This is a genomic window from Bradyrhizobium genomosp. I (2014) (genome assembly GCF_000261685.1).
Taxonomy (GTDB): Bacteria; Pseudomonadota; Alphaproteobacteria; order Rhizobiales; family Xanthobacteraceae; genus Bradyrhizobium.
The window spans coordinates 1-639 of sequence record NZ_AJQE01000118.1 but is presented as its reverse complement, the minus strand read 5'-3'; the positions used below and the strand labels follow the sequence as shown (position 1 = coordinate 639).

The 639-nt window shown below is 61.5% G+C and carries 1 pseudogene; it reads left to right on the top strand.

Annotated elements, in window-relative coordinates:
- Positions 1-253 precede the first annotated feature (253 nt).
- Positions 254-639, top strand: a pseudogene (locus tag IC50_RS11285) (NfeD family protein); the annotation flags it as partial.

The following is a 639-nucleotide window of genomic DNA, read 5'->3' as shown; positions in this document are numbered from 1 at the left end:
TGACGATCGCGAAGCGCCCCTTTGGCAAGGGCCGGGATGTCGCGTGTATGCCATAAATCCGAAATTCGGAAAAGTGAAATATTTTTGCGACGAGGGCTTGACGAGGGTGTTTTGCCCGACGCCTCGAGACGCGGCGCGGGTGCGTCCTCAACGGCCATTTCCATTGCGTTGCACAATCGCGACGTTGGCCTCCTCACACAGCATTGAGGTTCAAGGGAGGAACACCAATATGTTCTGAAAGGGAGCCCTTGCCGTGCAGACCATGAAGGCGACCCTCGTTGCGGCGATCACCGCCGTGGCTTTGATCTGCTGCATCCTTCCCAGCTCAGCGGAGGAGAGCGGCCGTGTTGCACTTGTTGTTACGATCGACGGGGCGATTGGCCCGGCGTCGGCCAGCTACGTGCGGGAGGCGTTGGCCAAGGCGGGCGAACGGCGCGCCGAGGTCGTGCTTCTGAGAATGAACACCCCCGGCGGTCTCAATTCCAGCATGCGCGAGATCATCGCTGATGTGCTCGCATCGCCCATCCCCGTCATCGGCTACGTCGCTCCTTCCGGCGCCCACGCGGCGAGTGCCGGGACCTATATTCTCTATGCGACCCACATCGCGGCGATGGCACCAGGCACCAATATCGGTGCGGC